Source organism: Devosia insulae DS-56 (genome assembly GCF_000970465.2).
Classification (GTDB): Bacteria; Pseudomonadota; Alphaproteobacteria; order Rhizobiales; family Devosiaceae; genus Devosia_A; species Devosia_A insulae.
The window spans coordinates 15,794-36,582 of record NZ_LAJE02000244.1 but is presented as its reverse complement, the minus strand read 5'-3'; the positions used below and the strand labels follow the sequence as shown (position 1 = coordinate 36,582).

Here is a 20,789-nt window from a genome sequence, read left to right as displayed (position 1 = left end):
CCGGCGTCCCAAGGTTCGCCGGGCAGCGTCAACAGCTGGGCCCCCGGCAGCTGGTGCTTCGCCTATGTGGCCTACCCGATGCGCAAAGCGGCCTGAGCCTCGCGCCCCAAGATTTGGAGAACAACGTGCAGCCTTTCACCAGCCTCGGTCATTTCAACCTCAAGACCAGCGACCTTCAGGCCTCGATCGACTTCTATGCCAAGCTCGGCTTTCCCGAGTTCCTGCGCCTGACCCAAGCCGACGGCCGCACCTGGATCGTCTACCTGCGCATCACCGATGAGCTCTATATCGAGCTGCTGCCGGGGGGCACCGGCCGCGCCGGTGACCAGCAGGCCGCAGGCCTCAATCACCTCTGCCTGACCACGCCGGACATCGAGGACACAGCCGCGCACCTGGCGAACGTCGGCATTGCCCTCGTTTCGCCGCTTGATCCCACCAGACGCGGTGTGGACGGCAATCGCGGCATGTGGATTGTCGATCCCGACGGCAATCGGATCGAAATCATGGAGATGGCTCCCAGCTGCGATCAGTATGCTGCGATCAACACCTTCCGCGACACGGGCCGGGCCACCACGCTGTCCCGTCCCATCTAGGGCATTTCACCGCTGAAAGCGCTCCAGCAACGGATTTTGCCGCGGCGTTGCCGGAAGACGACATCATCGTCCGAGTGGGAAGGCCGATCAGCCGATGACCCGCGGGCTGCAGCTGCAAGGAAATCAAGTGAGCAAACGCATAGTATTCACCGGCGGCAGTGGGAAGGCCGGGCGGCATGCCGTGGCCTATCTTCTTGCCCAGGGTCACACCGTCTTCAACCTGGACCTCAAGCCGCTCGACATCGAGGGCGTCAACACGCTCAACGCCGATCTCACGGATAGCGGCCAGGTGTTCAACGCGCTTTCGATGCATTTCGACTTCGATGGCTTCAGGACCGGAAGGGGGCCAGCCCCGGTCGACGCCGTCGTACACTTCGGTGCCGTTCCCCGTGTGCTGCTGCAGCCCGACAACGAGACGTTCAAGGCCAATGTCGTTTCGACGTACAATGTGATCGAGGCTGCGACCAAGCTCGGGATCAGGAAGATCGTCATCGCTTCAAGCGAGACCACCTACGGCGTATGCTTTGCAGAAGGCGACCGGGACTACCACGCGTTCCCGCTCGAGGAAGACTACGACATCGACCCGATGGACAGCTATGGGCTTTCCAAGCTGGTCAACGAGAAGACCGCGCGCGCCTTTGCCGCGCGCACCGGCGCCGACATCTACGCCCTGCGCATCGGCAACGTGATGTCGCCGGAGGACTACGCAAACTTCCCCGGTTATCTCGCCAATCCACCATCCCGCAAACGCAATGCCTGGAGCTATATCGACGCGCGCGACCTCGGCCAGATCGTCGATCTCTGCATTGGCAAGGATGGGCTGGGGTTTCAGGTCTTCAACGCGGTCAATGACGAGATCGTCGCCAACGAGCCGACAGAGACCATATTGCGCAAGTACGCGCCGAACACGCCGATCACCCGCCCGATGGGCCAGCGCGAAGCCCCCCTCTCGAACCGCAAGATCCGCACCATTCTCGGGTTCAAGGAACAGCACAACTGGCGCAAGTATCTCCCAACTGCCTGAACCGCCCAGGTGCCGGATCACCGGGCGGTCGTCGAGGTCCGGGCCGGAACGACAGTATCCGCCGGCGCACGGGCCATGCTTCACCAGCGCCAGTCCCATGGTTGACCGACGCAAACCGAGAGCCCTGGAATTCGGGACGCCTGCCGACCCACAACGCCGGCAGGCAACGCTTCAGCCGAGACCGCCGCTGATGCGGTCTGCCGTGGCCAGCGCCGTGGCGCGGACCAGTTGTTCGTATTCGGCGTCGCGGCCGGCGAGGAACGGGATGCTGACGGCGGCGACCACGTCGCCCGAGCGATCGCGGATCGGCGCGGCGTAGGAGTTGACCGAGGCGCTGAACTCGCCATGGTCGCGCGCCCAGCCCTGCTCGCGCACCCGCGACAGCTCCTCCTCCAGCGCTTCCGGCTCGATCATGGTGCGTTCGTTGTAGAGCGTCAGTGGCCGCGAATAGATGCGCTGCCGTTCGGCCTCGGGCAGGAAGGCGAACAGCGCCTTGCTGCTGCCGCCGGCATGGATCGGCAACTGCTCGCCGACCCTCGCATGCAGCGCGTGCTGCTTGTTGCCGGGGGCGACCGCGACGACCAGCACATGGCCGCGATCATAGATCGAGATTTTGGCCGTCTCCCCCAGTGAGCGCGCCACGAAATCGAGATGCGGCTGCGCCGCCTTGGCGACCTGCCCGCCGGATGGCATGCCGACGGCGTCGGCGAGCGACAGCAGGCGGCTCCCCAGCACATAATCGGTATTTTCGAGCTGACGGACCAGCCCATGCGCCGTCAGCGAGTTGAGGATGCGGTAGACGGTCGAGCGCGTCACCCCCGACTGTTCGACGAGGCGCTTGAGGCCCAGCCCGTTCGGGGCCCGCTCCAGTTGCTGCAGAATAGCCATCATCCGTTCGATCGCCGGATTGCGGTTCTGCGCCTCGATCTCCGCCTCACGCATGGCTTGACATCCTGTCCGTTTGGTCGGCACGGTTATCATCTGATACCAAGAGTTTCAAATAAGAAACTTTGGTGTTGCACGGTTACTGTTCTTCGGGGAGGGGCCTGGTGACCTATCGTCGAATCTCGCGCGCCACTGGCTGTGCGTGCGTACCCTTGGCGGGCGCACCCGTGGCGCCGCGGCAGAACGACCGATGACCGTCACCAAACCGAGGGCTGGCCGCACCGGCGCGCGCCGACATGGATTGTCGTCGCGCGACAGCCTGGTGCTGCTGTTGTTGGCGCTGCCTGGCATTGCCTGGTTCCTGGTGTTTGCCTACGGCCCGATGGTCGGCCTCGTGGTGGCGTTCAAGGCCTTCAACATTCGCGACGGCATCTTTGGCAGTCCGTGGAACGGGCTCGCCAATTTCCGCTACTTCCTGATGAGCGGCGACGCGGCGACCGTCGTCTTCAACACGGTGTTCCTCAATGCGCTGTTTCTCGGCGCATCGCTGCTTGCAGGGCTCGTCCTGGCGCTGATGCTCAACGAGATCCGCGGCGGCCCATATCGCCGCTTCATGCAGTCGGTGATCTTCTTTCCCTATTTCGTCTCGCCGATCGTCATTTCCATCATGCTGCAGGTGATCCTCTCGGGGGTCGGCGGGCGCGGCGGCCTCGTCAACAACCTGCTGAGCGTCGTCGATCTGCCGCAGGTCAGCTGGTACACCGAGCCCGGCGCCTGGCCGTGGATCCTCACCATCGTCAAGGTCTGGCAATTGGGCGGCTACACCTCGGTGATCTTCCTCGCTGCCATCACCTCGATCTCCGAGGAGGTCTACGAGGCGGCGGAGATCGACGGGGCGAGCCGCTGGCGCATGGCGCTGTCGATCACCGTGCCGCTGCTGCTGCCGACGTTCGCGGTGCTGGTGGTGCTGGGCGTCGGCCGCATGTTCTTCGGCGATTTCGCCACCATCTACGCCATCGTCCAGGACAATGGCGTGCTGTTCCCGACCACCGACGTCATCGACACCTATGTCTTCCGCTCGCTGCGGATGATCGGCGACTTCGGCACCACGGCCGCCATCGGCCTGTTCCAGTCGGTCGTCGGCTTCGTCTTCGTGGCGGCGGCGGTCCTCGTGCAGCGCCGCTTCCAGAAAGAGAGCAGCATCCTGTGAGCGCCATCGATCAGGATAGTGCTGGGGTTGCGGCGGACATGGCGGCGCAACCCGTTCGCAAGGCGGTGCGACGCCGGATGGAGCCGTTCGCGGCCGTCAGCTACGTCACCGTCACGCTGTTCGGGCTGTTCTGCCTGGTGCCGCTCTGGATGATCGTCGCGGGCTCCTTGACCGACGAGTCGGTGCTGGGCCTCAACGGCTATAGCCTCTTTCCGCAGCCCTTTTCGCTGCGGGCCTACGAGCTGCTGTTCACCGGGCAATCGCTGCTCAACGGCTACATCGCTTCGCTGTTCATCACCGTGGTCGGCACGATCCTCTCGATCTCGTGCACCGCCGCGATCGCCTGGGTCATTGCCCGGCGCCTGCCGTTCATCAGCCGTCCGCTGACCATTTTTGCCTATGTGCCGATGCTGTTCAACGGTGGCCTGGTGCCGTTCTACCTGCTGGTGACGCAGGTGCTGGGTCTGACCAACAGCTGGTTCGCCATGATCCTGCCGCTGATGCTGGCGCCCTTCCTGATCTTCGTGACGGTGAGCTTTTTCCGCCAGATGCCGGAGGAAATCCTCGATGCGGCCCGTATCGACGGGGCCGGCGAGTTGCGCATCTTCTTCCAGATCGTCCTGCCGCTGTCGAAGCCGATCCTCGCGGTGCTCGGGCTGTTCTACGCCGTCACCTATTGGAACGAGTGGTTCACGGGCCTGCTCTTCCTCACCGATCCGGACAAGTTCCCACTGCAACTGATCCTGCAGAACCTCATCTCCAACGTCACCAATGCGGCGAGCCTGCCGAGCTCGGCCGGGGCGGCGATGGCGCCGGTCTACCAGCTGCGCTTTGCCATGACGGTGCTCACCGTCGGCCCCATTCTGCTCGCCTACCCATTCGCACAACGCTTCTTCGTCAAGGGCATCACCCTTGGCGCCACCAAGGGGTGACGACGGCACCTGAGCCCGTCGCGCCCAAATGAGGAGGAGACGACCAACATGAGACTCACACGCAGACACTTCATGGCCCTCAGCGGGGCCGCGGGCATGGCCACGGCCTTCTCGGGGCTGTCGCCGGCATTCGGCGCCAGTTCGGGCACCTCGGTGGCCTTGCTGCCGTCGCAGGCGCCGACCAACTGGAAGGCCGTGCTCGACCTGGCTAATGCCAAGCTCATGGCGGAGCATGGCTTCACCTTCGATGCCCAGTTCATCAACTGGAGCAACTACGGCCAGCAGTCGCTGCTGAAATTCACCGCCGGCGCCCAGTTCGACACGGCGCTGCAGGCGCTGTGGCTCAACATGGCGCAGCTGCAGCAGAGCGGCGCCCTCGCCGACCTGACCGGGCAGATCGACAAGTGGCCGAACCTGAAAAAGCAGATCGCGCCCAAACTGATCGAAGCCAATTCCTGGGGTGGCAAGTTGTGGGGCATTCCGCAGGTCAACAGCGCTGGCCGCATCCAGCACTTCGGCATCCGGCAGGATCTGGCGGAGAAGTACGGCTTCGCCGAGATCAACGACTTCCAGACGCTCGAGAAGTTCTTCTACGCCATCAAGGAGAAGGAATCGGGGGTCACGCCGTTCGCCCTCGCCTCGCAGACCGGCTGGCAGACCGCGGTGGCGACCCCCACCGGCATGTTCAATGAGCACTCGTGGGAAAATCCCTACACCATGCAGTACTCGCTGGCCGGGTCAGGGCTGCGCTTCTACTTCGACAAGGATGCCGCCACGACCGGCTCGTCACGGCCAATCCCCTGGTGGGACGATGCCGGCACCGTCGAGGCGCTGCGAAAGATCCGCCAGTACTACAATGATGGCATCATCAACGCCGACGCGCTCAACGTCGACCAGGCGACCATCGAGAGCCAGTTCGGCGCCGGCCGCTTCGCCGGCCTCTGGTCGATGACGGATGGCCTGCAATCCAACCGGTTGGCCGGATTGCAGCGGGCCGTCCCCACCGCGGCCCTGGGCCAGGTCCTGCCCTTTGGCGGGGCGCTGGGCAGCGTCAAGCCGGTGCAGACCTTCCAGGCCGACAACATGATCGTGGTCAATGCCAATGGCGGCGATGTCGATCGCGCCATGGCGCTGCAGGATTGGTTCTCGGTGCAGGAGAACCACGATCTGGTCGGCCTCGGCATCGAGGGCACGGACTGGAAGGCGGTTGGCGACCGCGGCTTCGAGCAGCTCAGCACCTATAGCTTCCCCAGCTATGCTATCCTGTGGCGCGCCGGGCTCGAGCGCCTCACCTCGTCGATGACCGAGTCCGAAAAGAAGGTCTTCGGCTGGGCCCAGAACTACGACAACTTCACCTCGGACACCTTCGCCTCGTTCATCGCCGACGTGACCCCGGTCAAGGAAGCCGCGGCGCAGATGAACAACGTGATGACCCAGTATGCCAACCCGCTGTTCTACGGCGTCGGCGACGTCGATGCCGGGCTCGACAAGCTGAAGAAGGCCGCCGACGCGGCCGGCCTCGACGTGATCATGACCGAACTGACCAAGCAGGGCGACGCCTATCTCAAAGCGCGCACATAGCCTGTTATGACAGCGAGCGAAGGGCGCCGGTGGCGCTCTTCGATCCGCCCGCTCAGCTGGCAAGCAGGGAACATTCCTCGATATACGCCGGCAGTCCGGCGATCACCCCCGACACGAGGCCCGGTATCTCCTCGGCCCGCGCGCCAAAGCGAAGTTCGAGCAGGTGGATCGGAAACACCTCGTCGACGAGCAGCACCGGCATTGCTGCACAGAACCACACGTAAAAGCCGTAGAGCGACAGATAGGCGAGGCGAACGTCGGCTGTAGCGCGCACGACGCCGCCGGCCGCAACTGAGGCCAGATAGGTCTCGAACAGCGATCGCTCGTCCGCCGCAATAGCCGCGCCGCTACGTCCCCAGCAGATTGCCGAGCCGACCATACAGCCGGCGTCGACCCCGAGGGGGTCGCGGGTGATGCTGGCCCAGTCGACGGCGACGGTCTCGTTCTCGCCACTGAACAGGTTGCCGACATTGCAGTCGCCGAAGCACAGCGATGCCGGGAGGAGTGCCGCCTTCTGGTTGAGCTTGTCGACCAGGCGCAGGAATTCGCCCGCTTTATCGAGTGACACGTCTCGATAGGCGTTGCGGACGTAGCGATGCTGGTGCAGCTCTCGCAGCCGCGCGGCCTGCTGCACCGCCGGAGTGCGGTCCCACCGCAACTGGAAGGAGTTGCTCCGGGGCTCGAACGGCAGCGTGGCGGGTGATCTGGCTTGATGTGCGTTCCATGAGCCGAGGTGAGCCGCCATGCCATCGAGCTCCTCAAGGGTGAACGGCGGCTTCTGCAGGCCGGTCAGGTCCTCCAGCCACAGCAGGGTGGTCGAACCTGGGCCATCGGTGATCAGGTAGCAGCGCGCCGGACGGAACCGTGCTTCACCCGTGTCGAACACCCCATCGCGATAGACGAGCACCTCGTTGGCGGCATCGACGAAGCTGTTGGCGCGAGGCGCCTGCAGCAAGTCGATCACCTTGATCACGCACGACCAGGCCTGGAGTTGCCCTTCGGCGTCGGTCGCCTGGCCGCTGACATGCAGCATGCCGATGGTACGGCTGTCATAGTGGTGCGCCGACAGCCGGATGATTTTCGGCGCGCCGATCAGCGCCGGCCTTTCGGAGCCGAGCACGGCAGCTGCGATGGCCGCGAATTCGCCCGGACCCAGGGTCCGGGCAATCGACTTGAGGCGATCGGCTTCCTGTTCCGCGGCCATTTCGACCTGCCTTGCCGGGACGCTCTGCCCACCTATTGCGCCGGTTCGATATTCTGGTTCAGCCGGAACAGGTTGTCAGGGTCGAACTTTCGCTTCAACTGGGCCAATCGCTGGTAGTTGTCACCGTAGGTGGCCGCGATCCTTTCGCTTCCCTCGTCGGCCATCATGAAGTTGGGGTAGGCCCCCTTCAGGTCGAACGGGTGCATGCCGGTCCAGTAATCTCGTGCCCATTGCCTGGTCGCTGCCGCTTCCGACGGATCGCCGGTGACGCCGACGATGACCATCGACCAGGTCGCATCGCGGGCGTTCCAGGCCGCGTCGGCCGGGCGCTTGCGGTGCACGGCACCGTCGATCGGGTAGAGATGCATCGCCGACAGTGGCGTTGGCACCTTTGCCGCGTGCTTGAGGTGCTCGGTGATTGCGTCGTCCGACAGGTCGCGAACGAAATCGCCCTTCCAGTACCATTGCAGCCCTTTGGGGTAGAGCGCGTCGAACATGGCTTGCAGGGCGGTGTAGGGCATCGGGCCGCACCAGTCGATCAACGGTTTTGGCAGGCTGGCCCGAAGCTTATTGACGTCGGCCTCACCACTGGCGCCGTTATGCGCCACCAGCAGCACGCACATTTTCTTGTTCCAGTGTTCCTCGGGAAACGGCGCTCCCGGCGGTACGGTCTGCAGGCCCAGCCAGACGTAGAAGTCGTCGGCCGAATTCGCCTGGAACTCGCGATACCAGCGCATCACTGTCGGAGCGTCGGACAAGTCGAAGATGATCGGCCCGGCATAGAGCGTCTTGGCGGGATGGGTGCGGAACAGAAAGCTCGTTACGACACCAAAATTGCCGCCGCCACCTCTGAGCGCCCAGAGCAGGTCCTGGTTGGCCGTTTCGCTGGCCGTAACGAACCTGCCATCGGCAAGCACCACGTCTGCCTCGATGAGGCTATCCACTGCGAGGCCGTACTGCCGGCTGAGATAGCCATGACCGCCGCTCAAGGTCAGCCCGGCGACGCCGGTGGTCGAGATGATGCCGAACGGCACCGCCTGTCCGAACGCATGCGTGGCATGGTCGACATCGCCGGTCGTGCACCCCGCGGCGACCCGCACTGTTTTGTTTGCAGGATCGACGCGGACCCCTCTGAACAGCGACATGTCGATGACCAGCCCGTCGTCGACACTGGCGAAGCCCGGCCCATTGTGCCCGCCTCCGCGGATCGCCAACGGCAGCCTGTTGTCGCGACCGAAATTGACTGCGGCGATGACATCGGCCACGTCGACGCATTGCGCGATGACCAGCGGTCGCTTGTCGATCATCCCGTTATAGAGCTGCCGCGCCTCCTCGTAGCCGGCGTCGCCGGCGCGGATCACCGGGCCACGGTGATTTGCTGCGAAGATTCCGATTGCTTCTGCGTCCATGATCCCCTCCCGGCGCTTTCGATAGCGAGGCTGAGGATAGACAAGTGCGAAGTGTCGATCTGTCCCCCGCAACGGGGACATGGGCGCTATACCGGCGCTGCCACCGACAGCAGCACGCGGATCAGCGCGCCCTGCGTGCGGACACCAGTCTTTTCGTACACGCGATCCAGGTGGGTTCGGGACGAGCTTTCCTTGATCCCCATCAGGGCGGCGGCCTGTTCCAGCGAGCGCCCGGCGATCACGTGACCGGCAATCGCCTTCTGCGCCGTCGAGAGGCCGAAAATGATGGCGGCGACGTCCAGCTGTCGGTCGGTGCGGCCGTCATCGCCCAGGGAAAACAGGATGGTGCCCCCGTCGCCGATGACCCACCAGACCTTAGCGGGACGGCCCTCGCCAGTGTGGAGCACGATGGGAAGTGAACCGCGACGCGGGATGAATTGTTTGCCGAGATCATCGGCCCAGCGGATGCCGTCATAGAGGCTGCGATCGGCCTCGGAATTGCGGATGTGCAGCCTGCCGTTGCGGACGATCAGGTCGTCATCGGCGGCAAGCGCAGCGTCGGCAGCGGCGTTTTTCCAGACGATCGAGCCGGTCGGGTCGAGCCGCAGTACCGATGTTCTTGGCGCTCCGGTGCTGGGGTCGAGAAAGCCGTCGAGCACGATCTTCCACTTACCGTCGTGCTTTTCGAGGATGCGCAGTTGATGGGCCGGATTGGGACCGGCCCGGTGCGCGGGAACGGGTCCGGGGTAGCGCCGCGTGAAACTCACCCAGGCGATGCTGTCGGAGACCCTGACCACGAGATTCTCGATGATGCCGTTCTCGCCGCCGCGCGTTTCTGGCTGGGTCGAGCTCAACCATTGGCGCGCCAGCGGTGCAGTCTCGTCCCAGCCGGTTCTGACCCAGTTGCCGGCGATCGGCGAGGCGTTCCACCAGGAGACGTACGGCGCATGGTGGTGGGCCTCAGCATAGGAGTCGAAGTCGTGCGACGAGAAGGCCTTACGCTCCATCTCGATCACCGCCAGAATGGCATCGACTTCAGAAGTAGCCATCACCCCCCTCCAACGTGCTCCCAAATGGAGAAGCTACAGGGCAACTGGTGGAGGCAACAGTGCCGCATGCGGCGAAAGCGCGGCGCACGCCTCAACTGGCAGCGCGATCCCTTCTCTCGCCATGGCGCGCTGCACGGCGGGCCGCTGCAGCGTCAGCTGCGCATGCCGGGTCCAGGCGGGATAGCGGTCCCGCATCGAAAACCCGATCGAGCTTCCCCAGCGATAGAACACCAGCAGGAACGGGTCGACGATCGAGAACCGCTCCTCGACGCTCCACGTGCGGGTGTCGGCAAGGGCCCGCTCGATGTCTTGATAGGCGGCCTCGACGACCCTCTTGCCCTGCGCAGCGAGTGCCGGGGCATGCGAGGGATCCGGATCGAACCGCTCCGGCCGCCAGATCAGCCCATAGCCAACGCTGTGCAGCCAACCGCTGAGCCAGGCCAGCCATTCGGTGATCCGCGCCTCTAGCAGGGGGTCTGCCGACTGGGCGAGGGCGTGTTCCGGATAGCGGCTTGCGAGGTAACGCAGGATTGCCGGCAGCTCGGTAAGGACCTTCGCTTCGCCGCGGATGCGCAGCGCCGGGACCCGGCCTTTCGGATTGATCGAGAGGTATGGCTCGCGCTGCGTGTCGCGGTTGGCGACCGACACCGCGAACAGCTCGAACTCGGCGCCAACCTCTTCGAGAATGATATGGACGGCCATCGAGCAGGCGCCCGGGGCGTAGAACAGCTGGTACATTGCTTGGATGCCTTCACGCCCCTGTGGGGCCGCTGGTGTTGCGATCTCCGGCCAAGCGTCGATGAACCCGCCTCCAAGCTCAAACCATCATTTCGCCAGCGGTGCCATTAGTGCTACTAATGGCCATGGTCGGAAAACGGCTCCCCAGCATTCAGACGATGCGCGCCCTCGAGGCGGCGGTGCGGCTCCGCTGCTTCACCACGGCAGCGGCCGAGCTCGCCTTGTCCCAGGGGGCGGTGAGCCAGCACATCAGGGCGCTGGAGCAGCGCCTCGGGCACTCGCTGTTCGTCCGCACCGCTACAGGGGTCGAACCAAACGCCGTATCACAGGCGCTGGCGTTGCAGGTTCGCCAGGGCCTGACCGTGCTCGACCGAGCCTTCGACCAGATGCCCAGGGGATCCGACCATCGCCGCGCGGCCGCTGGGCGCGAGCGCCTGGTCATCAGCACCCTCCCGGCCTTCGCCACCAAATGGCTGATGCCGCGGCTCGACGACTTCACGCGCCTCCACCCCGAAATTGAGCTCGAGATCGAGACGTCCGCCACGCTCGCCCGGCTCGACGCCAGTGATGGGATCGACGCCGCCATCCGCTACGGTGGCGGCGCCTGGCCGGGCACGACGGCCGAGCATCTGATGGACGAAGTGGTGTTCCCCGTGGCGAGCCCGGATTATCGCGGCGGCAACCTCCCGGTATTGCCCACGGACCTGGCAGACTGCGTGCTGCTCCGGCAGTCGGTGCAGCCGTGGACCCCCTGGTTCCAGGCCGCCGGGCTCGATCTCGTCGAGCCGCAGGATGGCGTGTTGTTCTCGGACACCCTGTTGGCCGTCCAGGCTGCCCTCGCCGGACGGGGCATCTTCCTGGCGCGCCGCTCCATTGTCGAGGATGAACTCCGCTCGGGCCGGCTGGTCCGCCTCTGGACGCACGAGATCGTCGACGTGCATGCCCACTATCTGGTCTGGCCGACCTCGAGCAATCGCCTCGCTGCGATCGGCAAACTGCGCTCCTGGCTGCTCGATGAGGTCACCCGGTGGCTGGCCGACCTGGCGACGCGTTAGTGACGACCTCAGCCGGCGACTGGCCGGTTCAGCAGATAGCGGCGCTGCTGGATGAGCTCGGCGCGCGAGTGCGACAGCAACTCGACTGTCTCCAGCGGTTCGAAGCCAAGCTTCAGTAGCACCTTCGCCGATGCGGCGTTGTCGGCGGCGTGCCCGGCCTGCAACTGCTTGAGGCCGGCCTCGGCGAAGGCGAAGCGGACCACGGCTGCCGCCGCTTCGCTGGCAAACCCACGGCCCCAGACGCCTCGGTCGAACCAGTAGCCGAGCTTGCCCTGGCCCTCGCTGATGCCGTCGATGTCGACGAGGCCGATAAACTGCGCCTCGTGTTCGACGGCGAAGCGGTAAGCTTCCCCGGCTTCCCATTGGCGCGGGTGATCGGCGAACCAGACGCCGAGCACCTGGAGGTCCGGCGGGTAGGACGCCATGCTCAACATGCGGCTGACCTCCCACTCCGAGCGGATCTCGAAGGCCCGCTCGGCATCGCCGGCGGTGCTTGGCCTCAGGACCAGACGATTGCTCATCGCAGTTACAGCGCGCCCTCGTCGCCGGTGAACGTCACTTCCACGACGACGCCATCGTTCGAGACGAGGCAGCGCCAGGGCGCCTGGTCCGGGCCGACGCCGATCAGCACCGCCGAGTTGGCCTCGGAATAGTCCTTGCCCAGCACGACGAGCTGGCTGTTGCCGGTCTGCTGCGCGACCGCCGCGAGGCAGGCTTTCACCGTCACATCCTGCGGATCGATGCGGGGCGGCTCATCCGCCGATGCCGACACTGCAACCAGGGCGCCGCAAAGCGCCGCGCCCCAGGCCCGCCAAAGCATGATCATTCTCCGCGCTCCGTTGCCGTGCAACTTAGAGCAACGGCACTGCGGGTCCAATCCGCGAGGCCGTTCACCGCCGTCCCTTGCCCTGTCGAGCTCGATGGCAATTACTGCCGCTGGAACGGCACCGTCGTCGTCAGCGTTTGTCCGGATCGATTGAGCTCAACCGTGAAGTCGACGGTAATCTGCTTGCCGCTGAGTTCGAGGACCGAGTTGATCTGAATCGGGGTGCCCACCCGGTCGCTCTGCTTTTCACTCAATTTGAAGATGATGCTGCCGCCTTGCTTTGCTCCCACCGCGGCGGCCGAGAGCCCAACATTGGAGCGCATCGTCGCTTCGTAGCGGTTGGCCTTGTCGTTGAAAAAGATCGTACCGGACACCGACAGATTCATGTTCACCAGGCTGCAGCGCCCGGCATAGTTGATCTTGACCAGCCGGCCCTGCGTCACCTTAAGGCGGCAGGAAAAGGCCTCGGGCTGGTCGCCACCACGCAGTACGCTGCTGCCGCTCCAGTTCCCGATATAGGAGCGGAGCAGGGCCGTTTCGGCGTCTCCGGCGTGGCTCGGTACCGCAAACAGCACCGACATTGCTACCGCCATCAGCAGCGCCCCGAAAATATAACGCATCACAACCCCCTCCATGATGTCGAATATCTAGCGCTAGCGGTCGCTCCAATACAATAAACTATGCGTGGGAAGCGGAGTCTTGCTGTGAACCGGTGTACAAATGGGAGGTCGGCCCACCTGTTTGGCGCCTGTGCCATCGGCACCAAAGCCCTTGGAGGGCCCGGCCGGCATCGCCCGTACTCCCAGGACTGTCGCCCCTATCCGGCCGATGCTGCGCAGCGGCCGGCAGTTACCGGGTCGAATCCGGCCCCCGTGTTAACCATGCTGGAATAACAAAGGGTTAGCGCAAGGTTTCGTTAAGCGCGCTATGTTGATTCAAAGGCTTTAGATCTCTCATCGAAAAGCCAGACGTCCCGCATGTTTGCCGCCGCCCGCCCCGCCTTGCCGTTTGCCAAAACCCTGCTGCTGGTCGGGCTGACCCTGCTGCTTGCTGCCTGTGGGCGCTCGCCCTCGCACGACTATCGCGGCATCCCCGGCGATAACGACCCGCATGACGGAGTGCGCCGGGCCTGGGGTCTGCCGATCCAGGGGCTCGACGTGGCGCGCTACCAGGGCCGCATCGATTTCAACGCGGCGCGCGGTGGCGGGGTGCACTTCGTCTACATCAAGTCGACCGAGGGCAAGGACTACATCGACCCCAATTTCTACGACAACTGGCGTGGCGCGCAGGCCTCCGGCATGGCGCGCGGCGCTTACCACTTCATGACCTGGTGCAGCCTCGCTTCGCAGCAGGCCGCTTGGTTCAGAAAGATGGTGCCCAACGATCCCGACGCGCTGCCGCCGGTGCTCGATCTCGAGTGGAACAACCACTCGAGCTGCAAGAACAAGTTCAACCGCACCGATGTGCTGGAAAAGGTCCGCGTCATGCTGGCCGAGATGGAGCGGCACACCGGCAAGGTGCCGATCATCTATACCGACATGAACTTCTACAACGACATCCTCGCCGGCGAGCACTTCGACTCCTCGTTCTGGCTGCGCTCGACTGCCGCCGAGCCGCACACCAAATACGGCGACCGGCCGTGGATCTTCTGGCAGTGGACCCAGACCGGCACCATGTCGGGCGTTCGCACTGAGGTCGACCGCAACGCCTTCTATGGCAGCGAGGGCGATTGGGTGACGTTCCTGCTCACCGGGTGCGATCCGCGCGCCGTCGATCGGCTGGGCCCGCAGGGCCGCTGCCAGAGCCACAAGTAGCGGTGCCGGAGCGCTTTCAGGACAAGTCGCAGACTTTTCCGGTTCGAAAGCGCGACAAATCAAAGACTCCACCCAGGCAGTGATCTTGTCAGGATTCTGCCTTGGTTCTAGCCTCACCTAGTGATTTGCCGGAGTTGCTGCCGGCCAACAATGGAAGGGGATGCCGATGGCCAAAGGTCAGATCAGATCCAACAAGGAAGCCAAGAAGCCCAAGAAGGAAAAGGTGAAAGTGCTGGCAACGGCCGGGATGACCCCCGCCACCGCCGCACCGGCCAAGAAGAAGTAACCGGGCGACTTGAGCTCTTGAATTCGTGAAGGCCGTGGCACCCGTCGCGGCCTTTGCTTTTTAGGCTGCCAAGCCCGGGATCAGCCCGCTGCTCTTCAGCCCATCGAGCAGGAACTGCACCGCCAGCGCCGCGAGCAGCACGCCGACGACGCGGCTGACCACCGCGAGACCGGTAATGCCGAGCAGCCGCTGGATCGGGATGGCGACCAGCATCACCACATAGCAGAGCAACAGGATCGCCAGCAGCGCCAGCACCACCACGACCCATTCGATGTTGAAGCCGCCCGAGCCAGTGGTGAGCAGGATCACCGCGCTGATCGCGCCGGGACCGGCAAGCAGCGGCGTCGCCAGCGGGAACACCGAGATATCGGCGCGGCTCTGCGCCTCGTTCTCTTCTTCGGGTGTCGTGCCGGTGCCGCCGGAATGGCGGGCGAACACCATGTCGATCGAGATCAGCAGCAAGAGGATGCCGCCGGCGATGCGCAAAGCCGGCAGGGTAATGCCGAACAGCCGCAGCAGCACCTCGCCGAACACCGCGAAGAATAAGAGGATCACCGCCGCGATCACCGTACCGCGCAGCGCCATGGCACGCCGTTCGGCCTGGGTATTCTTCTGCGTCAGCGCCGCATAGACGACCAGCAGGTCGGCCGGCCCGAGGGTGGCAAAGAAGGTGGTCAGCGCAAGCAGGAACGTGTCGATCGGCATGGCCGGACAATGGCTGAGCTGGCGCCGAAAGGCGAGGGGGCCATGAGGATTTCGCCCCGAGCACCCACAAGCTCCGCAAATCAGCCGCAAAGCCGCCCGACTGACAGGGCGCCGCCATGTCCATCACCCTAGACGACAGCCCGATCGATGTGCCGCCGACGCAGCGATCGGCGTGGGGCACGTCCGTGTCGCTGGGGTTTCACGCTGTGCTGTTTGGCCTGCTGCTGCTCGGACCGAACCAGGACAAGCCAGAGCCGCTGCCACCGCCTTCAATTGCCGTGGAGCTGATGACCGCAGCGCAGTTTGCCGCGCTCACTGCGCCAGCGGAAACGCCGCCGGCTGCCGCGCCCACTACGCCGGCCACAGCGGCGTCACCTGGTTCCAGCACCACGACCCCCGCTACCAAAGCGGCGCCCGGTGGCACCATCCGCGCCACCGAGTTCTTTGCCGGGAGCCTCTTGGCCGAACCTGAAAGCGCCAGGCTGCGGGCGGCGATGACGACCCTCGATGGCAGCGAGCGGCTGGTGCAGCTGTGCAGCATTGAGGCGATCGAGCAGATCCGCCGCGCCCGGCCGGAATTCGACCCGGACACCGTCGTCGCCTATGCCATGGCCGACATGGCGACCCGCGACGGCGCGCTGATCGCCGATGGCGGCGCCTTCCGCAGCCGGCGCGAATGGTACGAGGTGAAGTTCAGCTGCGCCGCCGCGGCGGACTACTCGGCGGTCGAGCGCTTCGAGTTCTCGGTCGGCGGCTTCATCCCGCACGAGCTGTGGGAGGAGCACTATCTCACCGCGGCCGAGAGCGACGAGTGATCAGGCGATATCCTCGAGCACCGCGCTGACCAGCCGGTTCAGCGTTTCGAACTCGGCGCCGGCCGCCATGCCGACCACCGCGATCCCGAGTGCCGGGCTGCGCACCGCCTTTGCCGCCGCGCCCTGCCATTCGCCGCCATGGATCAGCAATGCCTCGCCGTGCCGCTGGCGGAGGCCAAGACCCCAGCCATAGTCGACGGAGGTGCCGTCATTGAGCCGGCCCGCTGTGGCGACGAGGTCGGCAATGCCGAGGGTGTCGCGGTTCTGCTGCTGCAGCCACAGTGCGAAGCCGCGGGAAGTGGACCACAGGCCGCCATCGCCGTGGGTGAGCGGCAGGCTCGCGCCAAGCAGCGGGAGTTGCGGTTGCCCGACGGGATCGTCGGGAAAGCCGATGCCGTCGAGGCCGAGCGGCTCGAATAGCTGCGTCGCGGCGAACTGGGTAAACGGCATCTCGCTGGCGTTTGCGATGACCCGGGCGAGCAGCACATAGCCGAGGTTGGAGTAGCGATAGGCGGCGCCCGGCGATCCGGGCAGTTCGGCGAGATCGTTCAGCGCCTCGAACACCAACGCCTCGGTCCAGTCCCCAGTCATCTGGGCTTCGAGCGCACCGGCCGGCGGCAAGCCGCCGGTGTGATGGGCGAGCTGGCGCGGTGTGACCAGTGTCGACCACTGCGGCAGGCCGCCGACAGTGTCGGAGACCGGCCGGTCCGGATCGATGCGGGCGTCGCGCACCAGCAGCGCCATCGCCGCGCCGGTGATCTGCTTGGCGAGGCTTGCGACGTAGAACCGGTCGCTCGGCGTCACCGGCTGCCCGTTGGGCCAGGCGCCGGTCACGCTCTCCTCGACGGCGTCGCCCACCACCCGCGCCACCGCCACCGGCGTCCTTGGAGCAAAACCCGCTCGCTCGACCAGCGTCGCGAGCGGGGTCATCGGCGCTAGGCCCGCCGCTTCTCGATGGCGTCCCAGATCAGCACGGCGATATCGGGGCCGCCAAAGCGCTTGATCTCGCGGATGCCGGTGGGCGAGGTGACATTGATCTCGGTGAGGTAGTCGCCGATCACATCGATGCCGACAAAGATCATGTCGCGTTCTTTCAGCGCCGGCCCGATGGTGGCGCAGATTTCGCGCTCGCGGTCGGTGAGCGGCGATAGCTCCGGGCGGCCGCCGACATGCATGTTGGAGCGCGCCTCGCCCTCGGCCGGAATGCGGTTGAGCCCGGCCACCGGCTCGCCATCGACGAGGATGATGCGTTTGTCGCCCTTGCGCACCGCGGGGAGGTACTTCTGCACCATGAACGGCTCGCGAAAACTCTGTTCGAACAGTTCGATCAGCGAGTTGAGGTTCTGGTCGGCCTCCTGGATCAGGAACACCCCGGCGCCGCCATTGCCGTAGAGCGGCTTGACGATGATGTTGCCGTGCTCCTTGCGGAAGGCGTGGATGAGGCCGCGGTCGCGCGTCACCAGCGTCGGCGGCATCAGCTCGGGGAACTCGGTGACGAGGATCTTTTCCGGCGCATTGCGCACCGCCGCCGGCGGGTTCACCACGAAGGTTCTGGGGTGGATCCGCTCCAGGAGGTGGCTGAGCGTGATGTAGTTCATGTCGAACGGCGGGTCCTGCCGCATCAGCACCACGTCGTAGGTGGCGAGCTCGACGCGGGTGAATTCGCCGAGCGCGTAATGCTCGCCCTTCGGCTTGTCGAACAGGGTGATCGGCGCCACCTCGGCCGAGACATGGTTGTCGCGCAGCGCCAGGGTCTGCGGCACGTAATAGTCGACCTGGTGCTGTCGCGCCTGCGCCTCGAGCATCAGCGCGAAGGTCGAATCCCCCGCCGGATTGATCGAAGCGATGGGGTCCATCTGCACGGCGATTTTCAAAGTCACGGTTACGCTCCGACGCTCAAACACCCACCGGGTCATTCCCGCGAAGGCGGGAATCTCTGTTCTCCGGGCGCGCCGCACACTCCGCAAACGGAGGTTCCCGCTTTCGCGGGAATGACCTGGTGGAGAAGGAGACGGAGTGCCTCACTCGCCCTGAAAAGCGTTCTTCACATGGCGCGGCCACGTGCCCGGTGCAAGGAAAATCACATCGAAGCGGAGCGGCGTTTCGGCGAGGGCGGGGTGGCGCGCAACATAGTACTGCGCGGCGCGTGAAATCCGGCTGGTATTGACCGCCTCGAGCGCCACGGCCTCTTCGCTGCGATGCTGCCGGGCCTTCACCTCGATGAAGGCGGTGGTGCCGAAGCGGCTTGCAATCAGGTCGATCTCGCCCACCGGCGTCTTCACCCGCGTCGCAACGATCCGGTAGCCCTTGAGCCGCAGATACCAGGCGGCCAGCGTTTCGCCGCGCCGGCCATACAGCTCGGCGTCGAGCCGGCTGCTGCGGTTCTGGTTATTGTTCGGCCTTGCGGGCCAGGGCGGCATCGTAGACCTCCTTGCGCTTGAGGCCGAAGCGGGCGGTGATGTCGTCGACGGCGGCGCGCAGCGGTCCGGCGGCCAGCGCCTCGTCGAGCGCTGCCTGCCAGTCGGCGGCATCGACGACCACGTCTTCGGCGCCGCCGACGAGGATCACTGCTTCGCCCTTGGTATCGCCGGCGCCGAAATGCATCGCGAGCTCGCTGAGTGTGCCGCGTTCGACCCGCTCGAAGCGCTTGGTGAGCTCAAGAGCCACCGCAGCGGGGCGATCGCCCAAGGCTTCCGCCATCGCGGTGAGCGCATCGCCGAGCCGGCGCGGCGATTCATAGAACACCAGCGTGTCGGGGCGCGCCTTCAGCGCTGCGAGCGCATTGGCCCGGGCGCCGGATTTGGCGGGGAGGAATCCGACGAAACCGAAGGCATCGGTGGGCAGGCCCGCGCTGGCGAGAGCGGCGAGCAAAGCCGAAGCACCGGGATTGGCGAACACCGCCAGGTTGGCTTCACGCACCGCGCGGACCAGCGGGAAGCCCGGATCGGAGAGCAAAGGCGTCCCAGCATCGGAGATCTGCGCGATGGCGCGGCCGGCCTCGATCGAAGCGATCACTTCGCCGATGCGGGCCCGCTCATTATGCTCGTGCAGCGACTTTCGCGGCGTGCGGATACCGTAATGATCGAGCAGCGTCGCCGAATGCCGGGTGTCCTCGCAGAGGATCAGCTCGGCCGCCGCCAGCGTCTCCAAAGCGCGCAGTGTGATGTCCTTGAGGTTGCCGATCGGGGTGGCGACCACATAGAGCCCCGCCGCCAGCGGCGGCGCCGGAAACTCAGTCCCGGCAATGAAATAGCTCCTTGCGCGATCGTCCACGCCACCCCCGAAAGTTAAGCCAAGGTTAAGCTCGGTCTTTATGAGCCGGGCTCGATTCTGTATAGACCACGCTTGGAGTGGCGCTCTAGGCCACAGTGCGGGACTCGATAAAGGTTGGGCAAGTGAGATTTGCTGATGGCGCCGGCGTGCTGACTGGGCTCAGGTCTATTGGGCTCGGCCTTGCCGCGGCGGCCCTGCTGTCGGCCTGCTCGGCCGGCAACTTCAATTTCGGACCTGGCGGCACCAGCGGCGGCGCATCGCAGCCGCTCGCCGCCGGCAAGACCTTCGGCAAGGGGCCGGTGCGCGTGGCGCTGCTGCTGCCGCTTACCGGCGACCCCAACCTCGCCGGCGTCGGCACCTCGATGGCCAACGCTTCGGAAATGGCGATCAGCTTCGTCGAGACCAATCCCAATATCGGTGAAAACATCACCGTGGTGCTGAAGGATACCGGCGCCACCGCCAGCGGCGCCACCCAGGCGGCGCAGCAGGCGCTGAGCGAAGGCGCCAGCCTGATCCTCGGGCCGCTGCGGGCCGACCAGGTGACGGCGGCGGGCCAGGTGGCGAAGGCCGCCGGCGTGCCGATGATCGGCTTCTCCAACAATTCCGGCGCCGCCTCGCCCGGTGTGTACCTGCTCAACATCCTGCCCGAAAGCGAAGTGAAGCGCTCGATGGGCTATGCCAAGAAGCTTGGCAAGAAGGCCTTTGCCGGCGTGTTCCCCACAACCGATTTCGGCCGCATCCAGGAAGGCGCCTTCCGCCAGGCCACCTCCGACCTGGGGCTCAATGCCCGGGCCGTGTACAATTTCTCCTCCGAAGAGGAGGCCCGCAACGTCGTCACCCAGCTGGTGCCGATGCTGCAGGCCGGGCAGATCGATGCGCTGTTCATCCCCGATCGGGCGACGGCGCCGAGCTTTGCCAACCTCCTCAACGAGGCCGGCATCACCCCGGGCAAGGTGCAACTGATCGGTTCGGCCGATTGGGAAAGCGATCAGTCGATTCTCAACACCACGACGCTCGCCGGGGCGATCTTCCCGGCCATCGACGATACCGGGTATAACGCGTTATTGCCCGAGTATCAGGCCAAGTACGGCTCGGCGCCGCATAAGTTCGCCACCATCGCCTATACCGCCACCATCCTCGCCAATGCCGGCTCGCTCGCCAACGGCACGCCGAAATACGATCGGGCGCAGCTGACCCTGCCGGCCGGATTCAACGGCCGCGACGGCGTGTTCCGCTTCCTGCCCGATGGGCGGAGCGAATATGCATTGGTGATCAAGCAGGTATCGATCGGTACAGCCACCGTCGCCGAGGGCGCCAAGCTGTAGATCGGATCACGGTTGGTGGCGCTATTTTGCCACCCACTCGGTGTCATCCCCGCGAAAGTGGGGAC

The 20,789-nt window shown here is 65.2% G+C and carries 22 protein-coding genes; 9 read left to right on the top strand and 13 right to left on the bottom strand.

Annotation, left to right across the window (positions count from 1 at the left end; translation table 11 throughout):
* The first annotated feature begins 125 nt into the window (after window positions 1–125).
* Together VW23_RS17565 and VW23_RS17560 are read left to right on the top strand one after the other, a co-directional pair.
* Complete coding sequence (locus VW23_RS17565; protein WP_069910841.1) at window positions 126–593, top strand: VOC family protein; 468 nt, start codon at window positions 126–128, stop codon at window positions 591–593.
* A gap of 127 nt (window positions 594–720) precedes the next feature.
* Window positions 721–1,617 carry an NAD-dependent epimerase/dehydratase family protein gene (locus VW23_RS17560; RefSeq protein WP_069910851.1) on the top strand — a complete coding sequence of 299 codons (897 nt, stop codon included), beginning with the start codon at window positions 721–723 and terminating at the stop codon, window positions 1,615–1,617.
* Window positions 1,618–1,788: 171 nt separating this feature from the next.
* On the opposite strand, the gene VW23_RS17555 is transcribed toward VW23_RS17560, so the two are convergent.
* A complete protein-coding gene (locus tag VW23_RS17555) occupies window positions 1,789–2,559 on the bottom strand; it encodes an IclR family transcriptional regulator (protein WP_069910840.1) in 771 nt (256 codons plus the stop codon).
* 193 nt (window positions 2,560–2,752) lie between these two features.
* On the opposite strand from VW23_RS17555, the gene VW23_RS17550 reads away from it, so the two are divergent.
* The 3 genes from VW23_RS17550 to VW23_RS17540 are packed head-to-tail and all read left to right on the top strand — an operon-like array spanning window position 2,753 to window position 6,225.
* On the top strand, window positions 2,753–3,712 hold the full coding sequence (locus tag VW23_RS17550) for an ABC transporter permease (RefSeq protein WP_084646273.1): 960 nt from the start codon (window positions 2,753–2,755) through the stop codon (window positions 3,710–3,712).
* Complete coding sequence (locus tag VW23_RS17545) at window positions 3,709–4,644, top strand: carbohydrate ABC transporter permease (protein ID WP_141728375.1); 936 nt, start codon at window positions 3,709–3,711, stop codon at window positions 4,642–4,644. The genes VW23_RS17550 and VW23_RS17545 overlap by 4 nt, the downstream gene beginning before the upstream one ends.
* A gap of 48 nt (window positions 4,645–4,692) precedes the next feature.
* A complete protein-coding gene (locus tag VW23_RS17540; protein ID WP_084646271.1) occupies window positions 4,693–6,225 on the top strand; it encodes a DUF3502 domain-containing protein in 1,533 nt (510 codons plus the stop codon).
* Window positions 6,226–6,277: 52 nt separating this feature from the next.
* Here VW23_RS17540 and VW23_RS17535 read toward each other — a convergent pair whose 3' ends face one another.
* The 4 genes from VW23_RS17535 to VW23_RS17520 form a co-directional block, all read right to left on the bottom strand.
* Window positions 6,278–7,429: a phosphotransferase gene (locus VW23_RS17535; RefSeq protein ID WP_069910838.1), complete on the bottom strand. Its 1,152-nt coding sequence runs from the start codon at window positions 7,427–7,429 to the stop codon at window positions 6,278–6,280.
* Between the two features lie 32 nt (window positions 7,430–7,461).
* Window positions 7,462–8,838 carry an FAD-binding oxidoreductase gene (locus VW23_RS17530; RefSeq protein ID WP_069910837.1) on the bottom strand — a complete coding sequence of 459 codons (1,377 nt, stop codon included), beginning with the start codon at window positions 8,836–8,838 and terminating at the stop codon, window positions 7,462–7,464.
* An 86-nt stretch (window positions 8,839–8,924) separates the two neighbouring features.
* Window positions 8,925–9,887, bottom strand: coding sequence for a hypothetical protein (locus VW23_RS17525; RefSeq protein ID WP_069910836.1), 963 nt, complete (start codon window positions 9,885–9,887; stop codon window positions 8,925–8,927).
* Between the two features lie 33 nt (window positions 9,888–9,920).
* On the bottom strand, window positions 9,921–10,625 hold the full coding sequence (locus VW23_RS17520) for a glutathione S-transferase family protein (RefSeq protein ID WP_069910835.1): 705 nt from the start codon (window positions 10,623–10,625) through the stop codon (window positions 9,921–9,923).
* A 158-nt stretch (window positions 10,626–10,783) separates the two neighbouring features.
* On the opposite strand from VW23_RS17520, the gene VW23_RS17515 reads away from it, so the two are divergent.
* Window positions 10,784–11,680: a LysR substrate-binding domain-containing protein gene (locus tag VW23_RS17515; RefSeq protein WP_201788068.1), complete on the top strand. Its 897-nt coding sequence runs from the start codon at window positions 10,784–10,786 to the stop codon at window positions 11,678–11,680.
* 8 nt (window positions 11,681–11,688) lie between these two features.
* Here the strand turns inward: VW23_RS17515 and VW23_RS17510 are convergent, their stop codons facing one another.
* From VW23_RS17510 to VW23_RS17500, 3 genes are all read right to left on the bottom strand, one after another.
* Window positions 11,689–12,201 carry a GNAT family N-acetyltransferase gene (locus tag VW23_RS17510; protein ID WP_084646270.1) on the bottom strand — a complete coding sequence of 171 codons (513 nt, stop codon included), beginning with the start codon at window positions 12,199–12,201 and terminating at the stop codon, window positions 11,689–11,691.
* A gap of 5 nt (window positions 12,202–12,206) precedes the next feature.
* Window positions 12,207–12,506, bottom strand: a complete 300-nt coding sequence (locus VW23_RS17505) for a hypothetical protein (RefSeq protein ID WP_069910834.1) — start codon at window positions 12,504–12,506, stop codon at window positions 12,207–12,209.
* A gap of 101 nt (window positions 12,507–12,607) precedes the next feature.
* On the bottom strand, window positions 12,608–13,126 hold the full coding sequence (locus VW23_RS17500; protein ID WP_069910833.1) for a hypothetical protein: 519 nt from the start codon (window positions 13,124–13,126) through the stop codon (window positions 12,608–12,610).
* Window positions 13,127–13,483: 357 nt separating this feature from the next.
* On the opposite strand from VW23_RS17500, the gene VW23_RS17495 reads away from it, so the two are divergent.
* Complete coding sequence (locus tag VW23_RS17495) at window positions 13,484–14,320, top strand: GH25 family lysozyme (protein ID WP_069910832.1); 837 nt, start codon at window positions 13,484–13,486, stop codon at window positions 14,318–14,320.
* Between the two features lie 346 nt (window positions 14,321–14,666).
* On the opposite strand, the gene VW23_RS17490 is transcribed toward VW23_RS17495, so the two are convergent.
* The gene (locus VW23_RS17490; RefSeq protein WP_069910831.1) at window positions 14,667–15,311 is read right to left on the bottom strand and encodes a MarC family protein; all 645 of its coding nucleotides are present in this window, start codon (window positions 15,309–15,311) and stop codon (window positions 14,667–14,669) included.
* 116 nt (window positions 15,312–15,427) lie between these two features.
* Between VW23_RS17490 and VW23_RS17485 the strand changes: the two genes are divergently transcribed.
* Window positions 15,428–16,126, top strand: a complete 699-nt coding sequence (locus VW23_RS17485; protein ID WP_069910830.1) for a DUF930 domain-containing protein — start codon at window positions 15,428–15,430, stop codon at window positions 16,124–16,126.
* On the opposite strand, the gene VW23_RS17480 is transcribed toward VW23_RS17485, so the two are convergent.
* From VW23_RS17480 to rsmI, 4 genes are all read right to left on the bottom strand, one after another.
* Window positions 16,127–17,056, bottom strand: coding sequence for a serine hydrolase domain-containing protein (locus tag VW23_RS17480; RefSeq protein ID WP_069910829.1), 930 nt, complete (start codon window positions 17,054–17,056; stop codon window positions 16,127–16,129).
* A gap of 5 nt (window positions 17,057–17,061) precedes the next feature.
* Complete coding sequence (gene gshB, locus VW23_RS17475; RefSeq protein ID WP_084646276.1) at window positions 17,062–18,006, bottom strand: glutathione synthase; 945 nt, start codon at window positions 18,004–18,006, stop codon at window positions 17,062–17,064.
* 141 nt (window positions 18,007–18,147) lie between these two features.
* Window positions 18,148–18,546: a YraN family protein gene (locus VW23_RS17470; RefSeq protein ID WP_069910827.1), complete on the bottom strand. Its 399-nt coding sequence runs from the start codon at window positions 18,544–18,546 to the stop codon at window positions 18,148–18,150.
* Window positions 18,515–19,399, bottom strand: a complete 885-nt coding sequence (gene rsmI, locus VW23_RS17465) for a 16S rRNA (cytidine(1402)-2'-O)-methyltransferase (RefSeq protein ID WP_069910826.1) — start codon at window positions 19,397–19,399, stop codon at window positions 18,515–18,517. The genes VW23_RS17470 and rsmI overlap by 32 nt, the downstream gene beginning before the upstream one ends.
* Window positions 19,400–19,521: 122 nt before the next feature.
* On the opposite strand from rsmI, the gene VW23_RS17460 reads away from it, so the two are divergent.
* Window positions 19,522–20,724 (top strand): penicillin-binding protein activator, encoded by a 1,203-nt coding sequence (locus VW23_RS17460; protein ID WP_176730426.1) that lies wholly within the window; start codon window positions 19,522–19,524, stop codon window positions 20,722–20,724.
* Window positions 20,725–20,789 lie beyond the last annotated feature (65 nt).

Coding starts and splice junctions, on each gene's coding strand:
- VW23_RS17555 (WP_069910840.1), bottom strand. CDS start 2,559: ATGCGTGAGGCGGAGATCGAGGCGCAGAACCGCAATCCGGCGATCGAA.
- VW23_RS17550 (WP_084646273.1), top strand. CDS start 2,753: ATGACCGTCACCAAACCGAGGGCTGGCCGCACCGGCGCGCGCCGACAT.
- VW23_RS17540 (WP_084646271.1), top strand. CDS start 4,693: ATGAGACTCACACGCAGACACTTCATGGCCCTCAGCGGGGCCGCGGGC.
- VW23_RS17535 (WP_069910838.1), bottom strand. CDS start 7,429: ATGGCCGCGGAACAGGAAGCCGATCGCCTCAAGTCGATTGCCCGGACC.
- VW23_RS17530 (WP_069910837.1), bottom strand. CDS start 8,838: ATGGACGCAGAAGCAATCGGAATCTTCGCAGCAAATCACCGTGGCCCG.
- VW23_RS17525 (WP_069910836.1), bottom strand. CDS start 9,887: ATGGCTACTTCTGAAGTCGATGCCATTCTGGCGGTGATCGAGATGGAG.
- VW23_RS17520 (WP_069910835.1), bottom strand. CDS start 10,625: ATGTACCAGCTGTTCTACGCCCCGGGCGCCTGCTCGATGGCCGTCCAT.
- VW23_RS17515 (WP_201788068.1), top strand. CDS start 10,784: ATGCGCGCCCTCGAGGCGGCGGTGCGGCTCCGCTGCTTCACCACGGCA.
- VW23_RS17510 (WP_084646270.1), bottom strand. CDS start 12,201: ATGAGCAATCGTCTGGTCCTGAGGCCAAGCACCGCCGGCGATGCCGAG.
- VW23_RS17505 (WP_069910834.1), bottom strand. CDS start 12,506: ATGATCATGCTTTGGCGGGCCTGGGGCGCGGCGCTTTGCGGCGCCCTG.
- VW23_RS17500 (WP_069910833.1), bottom strand. CDS start 13,126: ATGCGTTATATTTTCGGGGCGCTGCTGATGGCGGTAGCAATGTCGGTG.
- VW23_RS17495 (WP_069910832.1), top strand. CDS start 13,484: ATGTTTGCCGCCGCCCGCCCCGCCTTGCCGTTTGCCAAAACCCTGCTG.
- VW23_RS17490 (WP_069910831.1), bottom strand. CDS start 15,311: ATGCCGATCGACACGTTCCTGCTTGCGCTGACCACCTTCTTTGCCACC.
- VW23_RS17485 (WP_069910830.1), top strand. CDS start 15,428: ATGTCCATCACCCTAGACGACAGCCCGATCGATGTGCCGCCGACGCAG.
- VW23_RS17480 (WP_069910829.1), bottom strand. CDS start 17,056: ATGACCCCGCTCGCGACGCTGGTCGAGCGAGCGGGTTTTGCTCCAAGG.
- VW23_RS17470 (WP_069910827.1), bottom strand. CDS start 18,546: ATGCCGCCCTGGCCCGCAAGGCCGAACAATAACCAGAACCGCAGCAGC.